Origin of the sequence: Jiangella rhizosphaerae (assembly GCF_003579925.1) — a bacterium.
Classification (GTDB): Bacteria; Actinomycetota; Actinomycetes; order Jiangellales; family Jiangellaceae; genus Jiangella; species Jiangella rhizosphaerae.
In genome coordinates this window covers 1-8632 of sequence record NZ_QUAL01000058.1, presented here as the reverse complement: position 1 = coordinate 8632, position 8632 = coordinate 1, and the positions used below count along the sequence as shown (strand labels likewise).

6 protein-coding genes and 1 pseudogene are annotated in these 8632 nt (G+C 71.2%); 4 read left to right on the top strand and 3 right to left on the bottom strand.

The annotated features are described in order from the left end of the window. Both DY240_RS31725 and DY240_RS07395 read left to right on the top strand, forming a co-directional pair. A pseudogene (locus tag DY240_RS31725) lies at positions 1 to 234 on the top strand (MFS transporter); the annotation flags it as partial. 47 nt (positions 235 to 281) lie between these two features. After that, positions 282 to 788, top strand: a complete 507-nt coding sequence (locus DY240_RS07395) for a ferritin (RefSeq protein ID WP_119659310.1) — start codon at positions 282 to 284, stop codon at positions 786 to 788. Between the two features lie 54 nt (positions 789 to 842). Here DY240_RS07395 and DY240_RS07390 read toward each other — a convergent pair whose 3' ends face one another. Continuing rightward, positions 843 to 3326: a M14 family zinc carboxypeptidase gene (locus DY240_RS07390; protein ID WP_158602769.1), complete on the bottom strand. Its 2484-nt coding sequence runs from the start codon at positions 3324 to 3326 to the stop codon at positions 843 to 845. A gap of 490 nt (positions 3327 to 3816) precedes the next feature. On the opposite strand from DY240_RS07390, the gene DY240_RS07385 reads away from it, so the two are divergent. Then, entirely contained in the window at positions 3817 to 5130 is a 1314-nt protein-coding gene (locus DY240_RS07385; protein ID WP_119659308.1) for an SGNH/GDSL hydrolase family protein, read from the top strand. On the opposite strand, the gene DY240_RS07380 is transcribed toward DY240_RS07385, so the two are convergent. Then, positions 5110 to 6303, bottom strand: a complete 1194-nt coding sequence (locus tag DY240_RS07380) for a heparan-alpha-glucosaminide N-acetyltransferase domain-containing protein (protein ID WP_119659307.1) — start codon at positions 6301 to 6303, stop codon at positions 5110 to 5112. The two genes, DY240_RS07385 and DY240_RS07380, sit on opposite strands and share 21 nt — an antisense overlap. 5 nt (positions 6304 to 6308) lie before the next feature. Beyond that, positions 6309 to 6437: a hypothetical protein gene (locus tag DY240_RS33660; RefSeq protein ID WP_267901645.1), complete on the bottom strand. Its 129-nt coding sequence runs from the start codon at positions 6435 to 6437 to the stop codon at positions 6309 to 6311. A 147-nt stretch (positions 6438 to 6584) separates the two neighbouring features. On the opposite strand from DY240_RS33660, the gene dnaK reads away from it, so the two are divergent. Continuing rightward, on the top strand, positions 6585 to 8459 hold the full coding sequence (dnaK, locus tag DY240_RS07375; protein ID WP_119659306.1) for a molecular chaperone DnaK: 1875 nt from the start codon (positions 6585 to 6587) through the stop codon (positions 8457 to 8459). Positions 8460 to 8632: the final 173 nt, after the last annotated feature.

Sequence of the window (8632 nt, the reverse complement as noted above, 5' to 3'; positions counted from 1 at the left end):
GGGAGCGCCCTGCTGACCGCGCGCGTGCCGCCGGAGGGCCGGCTGCGGGCCGAGGGCCTGGGCGAGGTCGCCATGGGCCTGGCCGCCGGCGGCGGCGCTCCGGTCGCGGGCCTGGTCGTGGCGTCCGGCGGCTTCGCCGCGCTCGGCGTCGGCACGGCGATCGTCGTGCTCGTCGTCGCGATCCCGGTGGCCCTCACGCTGGCGCAGAGGTTCGGCGAACCTTCGCAAGGGTAGGCACGACTTCGTAGAAATGTGTTCTGAGCTGCGTTAACGTCGGGCTCATGAAGCTGAACGACACCCTTGCCAAGGCCTTCTCCGAGCAGATCACGCTCGAGATCGAGTCGTCGATCGCCTACCTGCAGCTGGCCATCGCGCTCGAGGACGCCAACCTGCCGGGCATGGCGTCGTGGATGCGCATCCAGTCCGACGAGGAGCGCGTGCACGCCGCCAAGTTCATCCAGCACGTCACCGACCGCGGCAACCGCCCGCAGATCGGCGACATCTCGGCGCCGAAGGACCCCGGCCCCGCGGTGGTCGCGGCGTTCGAGGCGTCGCTGGCGCACGAGCAGAAGGTGTCCGACTCCATCCGCGCCCTGTACCGGCTGGCCCAGGCCGAGGGCGACATCGACAGCCTGCCGTTGCTCAGCTGGTTCATCGAGGAGCAGATCGAGGAGGAGTCGACGGTCTCGGAGATCCTCGGCCGGCTGCACCTCATCGGCGACGACGGCCCCGGGCTGCTGCGGCTCGACGCCGAGCTCGGCGCGCGTACGCCGGGTCAGGACGAGTAGCGGACGGTCCGCCCCCGTGGCCCCGGTGCCGGACCGCGGGGGCGGAGCCCGTCGTCAGCGCCCGGTGAGCCGCGCCGCCAGCTCGGCCGCCGGCACCATGCTGCCGGGGCCGTTGTACAGCGCGTTGGACACGATGGTCCAGGTCGCGCGCGGCCAGCTGCGGAAGGTGATGTCCGCACCGGCCACCGTCGCCTCGCCGGCGCCGACCGGCACGGTCACGACGTTCGCCAGCCCGGCCAGCGCCGCCTGGCCGTGTGCGTACCCACTGGCCAGCAGCTCACCGGATGACGGGTACGCCGAGCCGACGGTGGCGCCGGAGCCGGCCGCCACCCGGTACGCCGGGCTGTTGTTGTACCAGACCGGCCAGTTCGCCGGCATTCCCCAGGTGGCGGGGACGGCCGGGTCGAAGTGCGCGTTCAGCAGCGTGCCGGGCGCGCTGAACGCGGCTCGGTCGGTGGGCGTCGCGTTGGTGATCGGCAGCGCCAGCAGTTCACGCGCCGTCTCCGCGGCCGCCCCGACGGCGACCAGGTTGCCGCCGTCGCGCACCCACGTCGCCAGCGCCTGCCAGCCGGCCTCGCCGACGCCGCGGGCCCAGTGGAACTCCTCCGGGTAGCGCGCCGGGTCGAGGCCGGTGACGATGCGGGCCTTCGTGACACCCGGCGCGATGAGGATCGTGTCGAACTGATCGAGGTTCGCGTAGTCGTCGGCCTCGACCACCTCGTAGTTCAGCCCGTACGTGTCGGCCAGCCACATCAGCCAGCCACCGGGCATGTTGTTGGCGCCGCGGATCAGGCCGATCTTCGTGCCGGGCTTCAGTTCCAGCGCCTCGACGGCGGGCACCTGCGGCGCCGTCGTCACCGGCAGCGCGGTCGCCTCAGAGACCTCGGTGAGCGTCGCCCGCGCGGCCGCCGTCGCGGGGACGATCAGCGTGCCGGGCTCGTACGACGCGGCGCCGGACTGGAAGGCGGCGGCGGCCCGGAACACCGGGACGCCGTCCTCCTGCAGCCGGGCGATCGCGTGGGTGAGGCCGTACGTCGTCGGCCGCACCAGGTAGGCGCCGCCCGGCGGCGGGCTGGGCACCGCGGGCGCGGTGACGTCGTCGGCGGTGATCCGCTCGGTGCGGGCCACCCGCGCGTCGTCCACCGGCTGCACGGTCAGGCCGAGCAGCATGCCGAGATGATCGGTGGTCTCGCTGTACGGCATGATCAGCGGGCAGTCGGCGCACTTGCGTGCCTGGTCGGGGTACTGGTCGACCTCGAGCACCTGGTCGACCCAGCTGCCCATCGGCTGCTGGCTCTGGATGAGCAGCGTGCCGGCCGGGTAGGTCTGCCGGCCCACCCGAACCGTCGACAGCGCGCGGTCCACCTCGACCCCGGCGATGTCGAAGATCTCGACCAGTTGCTTGACGGCGTACGGGTCACGCTGGCCGGCCGGGACGAGGTAGGTCTCCGGGCCGCCGTCGGGCTCCATGTTCTTGCGGTTGACCTGGTAGAGGTTGTTGAACAACCAGTCGTCGGCGTCCTTGGCCACGCTGTCCAGGCCGGTGTACATCGACAGCTTGGCGTACTCGACGATCTGTTCCAGCGTCCACGTCTTCTCCGTGTACGGGTCGAACGTGCGCATGGTGCGGTCGCGGGCGCCGGGCGGGGTGCCGTCGGGGTTGGAGAACGGCAGCGCGAGGTCGCGCACCGAGGCGATCTCGTGCAGGAACAGCGACGCGCCACGGTGCGGGCCGGTGCCGAACACGTCGGCGTTCCAGAAGATGCCGTACGCGTCGTCGGTGCTGACGCCGGGCAGCCCGGCCTCGGCGGCGGCGTTGGCGACCTCCGCGCCCAGCGCGTTCGACGCCGAGATGGTGATGGAGTCGATGTTCGGGCCGAGCGGCTCGTCGAACGGCGGCACCCACATGCGCGGGCTGTTCGTGCCGGCCTGGTGCATGAAGTGCAGGATCACCGGCCGGTACTGCTGCTCCAGGCGGGTGCGGATGCGCGACTCCTCCTGCGTGAAGAAGATCCAGTCGCGATTGTTGTCGTGCCCGACGTACTTGTGGTACAGGTCCGGATACGTGCGCGCGTAGCCGGTGCCGGCGGTCTCGTTGAAGTAGTCGACCATCAGGTGCTGCCCGTCCGGGTTCGCCGACGGCACCACCAGGATCACCAGGTTGTCCAGGATGTTCTGGACGAACTCCGACCGCTCGGTCGAGAGCCGGTGGACGACGTCGACCAGCGCCGGCAGGTTGCCCACCTCGCTGGAGTGCAGCGTCGCCTCGAGGTAGTAGACCGGGACGCTCTGCTCGGCCAACGCGCGGGCCTCGCTCTCGGTGAGGTCCGAGCGCGGGTCGGCCAGGCGTTCGTTGGCCTCGAGGATCTCGTCGAGCCGGGCCAGGTTCTGCGCCGAACTCACCCGCAGGATCGGGTATTCGTGGCCCAAGGTCGTGGTGCCCACGACGTCGTACTCGACGCTGTCCGATTCCTCGGCGACCAGCTCGAAGTAGTCCTTGATCTGCTCGAAAGGAGCGAGCTTTCCGGTGGTGCCCATGGCGAATCCGAAGAATTCCGTGGGCGTCGGAATGTCGTCCGCAGCGGCGTCCGCGGTGCTCGATCCTCGCTCGCCTGGCACGACGACCAGCACCGTTGCGGCGAGTGCGGCTGCGACCGCACCCGTCAGGGCGCGCTTCATCGACATCGTCGGGACCTCCGTGGAATAGGGCCCGGCGGTGCATCGTGTGTGCCCTGCTGTGCGCCGGACATTACGGACGTGGGGGTCCACGTAACCTAGCGACAGCAATCGTGAGGGTCAATGCTCATGTCGCAAAGTAAGATGCTATTGACGATGCAATAACGAACCGATAAATTGATGCGCCGCAGGCATGCGCGGCGGGCGGAGCCCGCCCTGGAAACCGCTTGCCGCACCGGATCCGCCGCTCGCCGCATGACGGCTGGCGCCCTCGCACCGCCGCCCTCTAGCGTCACGAGTGCCGCGCCCGGTCACCCCCGCCGGGCGCGGCCGACTCGACGAGGAGCCGCCGATGCCGCCGTCCCGTTCGCTGCCGACCTCCCTCCGACGCTGGGCCGGGCCGCTGGCCACGGCCGCCGCGGGCGCCCTTCTCATCGCCGCCGCCGCGACCGCCACCCCCTCCACCGACGCCCTCCCGCCCGATCCGTCCACCGTCGCGCCGCTCGAGGCGGCACCGGCGGCGACCGGCGACTGGGTCGGCACCTGGGCCACCGCGGCGGCGCGGCCGCAGAACGGCCAGGCCCTGGCCGGCTTCACCGACACCACGCTGCGCCAGCGGCTGCACGTGTCGGTCGGCGGATCGCAGGCCAGGCTGCGGCTGACCAACGTCTACGGCACGCAGCCGCTGGTCGTGCGGGCGGCGACGCTCGCCCTGCCGGGCGCGGCGCCGGGCGACGTCGACCCCGCGACGCTGCGGCCGGTGACGTTCTCGGGTGACACCGGCGTGACGATCCCGGCCGGCGCCGAGCTGGTCTCCGACCCCGTCGAGCTGCCGATCGCCGACGACAGCGACGTGCTGGTGAGCCTGTACGTCCCCGGCCCGACCGGACCGGCGACCTACCACGCGGCGGCGCACTCGACCGGCTGGGTCGCGACCGGCGACCAGACCACCGCGCCGTCGGTGTCGTCGTTCCCGCAGACCACGACGTCGTTCTGGTTCCTCGACGGACTGGACGTGCGTGGCGCGGCGTCCGGCGCCGTCGTGTTCCTCGGCGACTCGATCACCGACGGCAGCGGCTCGACTCGCGACGCGAACCGCCGCTGGCCGGACTACCTCGCCGACCGCATGCTCGCGCAGCCGCGTCCGTTCCAGTTCGGGATCCTCAACGCCGGCATCGGCGGCAACCGGCTGCTGCTGCACGCCAACGGCCCCGGTCAGGGCGACAACGCGCTGGCCCGGCTCGACCGCGACGTGCTGACGCAGACCGGTGCCGGCACCGTCGTCGTCTTCGAGGGCGTCAACGACATCCAGCAGCCCAACTCGCAGTACGACCCGCAACGGCTGATCGCGGCGTACGAGCAGATCATCCAGCGCGCCCACGACCAGGGCATGCGAGTGGTCGGCGCGACGATCGGGCCGTTCCAGGGCTGGGGCACGTGGACGCCCGAGCGCGAGGCCGTCCGGGCCGCCGTCAACGAGTGGATCCGCGAGTCCGGCGCGTTCGACGCGGTGATCGACTTCGACGCCGTCCTGCGCGACCCGGACCAGCCGCTGCGCCTGCGCGCCGAGTACGACTCCGGCGACCACCTGCATCCCGGCGACGCCGGCTACCAGGCCATGGCCGACGCCGTCGACCTGGCGGGCCTATCGCCGCGACGACGCTGACGACGACAGCACCAGCTCCCGCCCGGCCCGCCCCAGCGAGGCCGCCACCGCCTCCAGCGGGCCACGGCCGATGAACGCCCGCCAGGGCATCGCGATCGCGAACACGATCGCGACGTGCACCAGATACGTGGACAGCTCGTGGCCCTGGACCGGCCCGGACAGCAGCACGACGTGCAAGGTGTACAGCGTGAACGTCATGCCGCCGATCGCCGCGAGCGGCCACACCAGCGGCCGGGCCCTGGACGCGACGAGCAGCATCAGCCCGAGCACGGCCGCGCTGGTGCCGATGGTGTGCAGCAGGTCGAACGGCGTCGCGGTGTGCGGCGCCGCCACGATCAGCCACCACCAGCTGGTGGCCGGCGTGGTGCCGTAGAAGGACGTGTTGTTGACCATGCCGGCGAAGTCGAACGGGTTGGCCGGGTGCCCGCCCAGCCCGGCGGTGACCAGGTGCTCCAGTCCGCCGTTGTCGAGCAGCACCGTCGACGTCACCCAGGCGGCCACCGCGAGCGCGGCGCCTCCGGCCAGCAGGGCCGCCGCGACCCGGGCCGACGACAGCGCCAGCCGCCCGATGCCGAGGCCGACCAGCACGTAGGCCAGCCAGGGGAACACCGGGTAGTAGCCGGTGACCAGCAGCTCGCGCAGCAGGTCGCCCGGGTGCTCGAGCGACTCGAACGTCGGCGTGTCGTACGACGCCAGCGGCTCGCCGATGCGCCAGTAGTGGTTCAGCAACGGCGCGCCGGCGGCCCAGACCAGCCCCAGCGGCAGCAGGATCCGGGGGCCGAGCCCCAGGAACGGGATGGCCAGCAGGAACAGCAGCCCGTAGTAGGCCAGGATGACCGCGACGCCGGACGGGAACGCGCCGAGGCTCAGCCCGACCAGGAAGATCACCAGCGCGCGCAGGGCGACGCCGACGCTCGCGGCCGCCAGCGGCCGGCCCCGGGGCGGGGTGCGGCCACCGGTCGCCAGCGCCAGCCCGACGCCGGCCAGCAGGGCGAACAGCGCCGACGACCGGCCGCTGGCGATGAGCCGCGACGCCGTCAGGCCGCCGTCCTCGCCGATCGCCGGGAGGATGTGGACCGACATCATGCCCAGTAGCGCGATGCCGCGGGCGGCGTCGACACCGAGCAGCCGGCTGCGGACGGCGATCGGCCGGGTGTCCTCCTGAACGGCCATGGCGGTCAGAACACCAAGGCGGCGAGGAACGGCGCCACCCCGGCGATCAGGCAGAGGACGAGGACCGCGGCCACGATCCGCTTGCGCAGGTCCGGCCGGCGGGGTGCGTCGTCGTCCTGGAACTCCGGGAACATGCGGGTCAGCGTACGCGCAGAAACTGAGGGAATCCTCAGAGCCGGTCACTCGTTGTCCCAGATACTGAAGTTGAGCCGCGTCGGCTCAAGGTTATAGTTGAGCCATACTGACTCAACACTGCTGAGTGAACACTGGAGGTAACTGCCATGGCACGAGCCGTCGGCATCGACCTGGGCACGACGAACTCCGTCGTCGCCGTCCTGGAGGGTGGCGAGCCCACCGTCATCGCCAACGCCGAGGGGTCGCGCACCACCCCGTCCGTGGTGGCCTTCGCCAAGAACGGCGAGGTCCTGGTCGGTGAGGTGGCGAAGCGCCAGGCCGTCACCAACGTCGATCGCACCATCCGCTCGGTCAAGCGCCACATGGGCTCGGACTGGTCGCAGAAGATCGACGACAAGACCTTCACGCCGCAGCAGATCTCGGCGTTCGTCCTGCAGAAGCTGAAGCGCGACGCCGAGGCCTACCTGGGCGAGACCATCACCGACGCCGTCGTCACCGTCCCGGCGTACTTCAACGACGCGCAGCGCCAGGCCACCAAGGAGGCCGGCGAGATCGCGGGCCTCAACGTCCTGCGCATCGTCAACGAGCCGACCGCCGCCGCGCTGGCGTACGGCCTCGACAAGGGTGAGCACGACCAGACCATCCTCGTCTTCGACCTCGGTGGCGGCACCTTCGACGTCTCGCTGCTCGAGATCGGCGAGGGCGTCGTCGAGGTCAAGGCCACCAGCGGCGACAACCACCTCGGTGGCGACGACTGGGACCAGAAGGTCGTCGACTGGCTGATCGGCCAGGTCAAGTCCGCGCACGGCATCGACCTCTCCAAGGACAAGATCGCCATGCAGCGCGTCCGCGAGGCCGCCGAGCGGGCGAAGATCGAGCTGTCGTCCAGCACCCAGACGTCCATCTCGCTGCCCTACATCGCGCAGGACGCCGAGAAGAACCCGGTGCACGTCGACGAGACCCTCTCGCGCGCGCAGTTCGAGCAGATGACCGCCGACCTGCTGGCCCGCACGAAGGCGCCGTTCCAGAACGTCGTCCGCGACGCCGGCATCTCCGTCGACCAGATCGACCACGTCGTCCTGGTCGGTGGCTCCACCCGCATGCCCGCCGTCGTCGACCTCGTCAAGGAGCTCACCGGCGGCAAGGAGCCCAACAAGGGCGTCAACCCCGACGAGGTCGTCGCCGTCGGCGCCAGCCTGCAGGCCGGCGTGCTCAAGGGTGAGGTCAAGGACGTCCTGCTGCTCGACGTCACCCCGCTGTCCCTCGGCATCGAGACCAAGGGCGGCGTCATGACGAAGCTGATCGAGCGCAACACGACCATCCCGACGAAGCGCTCCGAGATCTTCACCACCGCCGACGACAACCAGCCGACGGTGGGCATCCAGGTCTACCAGGGCGAGCGGGAGATCGCGGCCTACAACAAGAAGCTCGGCACGTTCGACCTCACGGGTCTGCCGCCGGCGCCGCGCGGCGTCCCGCAGATCGAGGTCACGTTCGACATCGACGCCAACGGCATCGTGCACGTGTCCGCGAAGGACCTCGGCACCGGCCGTGAGCAGTCCATGACCATCACCGGCGGGTCCTCGCTGCCCAAGGAGGACATCGACCGCATGGTCCGCGAGGCCGAGCAGTACGCCGAGGAGGACCGCAAGCGCCGCGAGGCCGCCGAGAACCGCAACCAGGCCGAGTCGCTGGTCTACCAGACGGAGAAGTTCCTGGCCGACAACACCGAGAAGGTCGGCACGCTCTCCCAGGAGGTCCGCGACGACGTCGACACCGCCCTCGCCGATGCCAAGAAGGCGCTCGAGGGCAACGACGAGGCCGCCATCAAGTCGGCGACCGACCGCCTGCAGACCGCCTTCCAGGCGCTGGGCGCGGCCATCTACGCCAGCGCGCAGGCCCCGTCCGGTGACGGCGCCGAGGCCGGTACCGCCGACGACGGCGCGTCCGCCACGAGCGACAACGCCGAGGAGGACGTCGTCGAGGCCGAGATCGTCGACGACGAGAAGGACACCAAGTGACCGATGCGCAGCGACCCGAGGGTCTGGGAGACGACCCCGAAGAGCTGAAGCCCGTCATCCGCGACCGGCGCCGCATCGATCCCGAGACCGGTGAGCCGCGGCCGGCCGACGCCGACGCCGACGCCGGCACCCCGGCCGGCCCGGACGCGGGGGCCACGGCTCCCGCGTCCGAC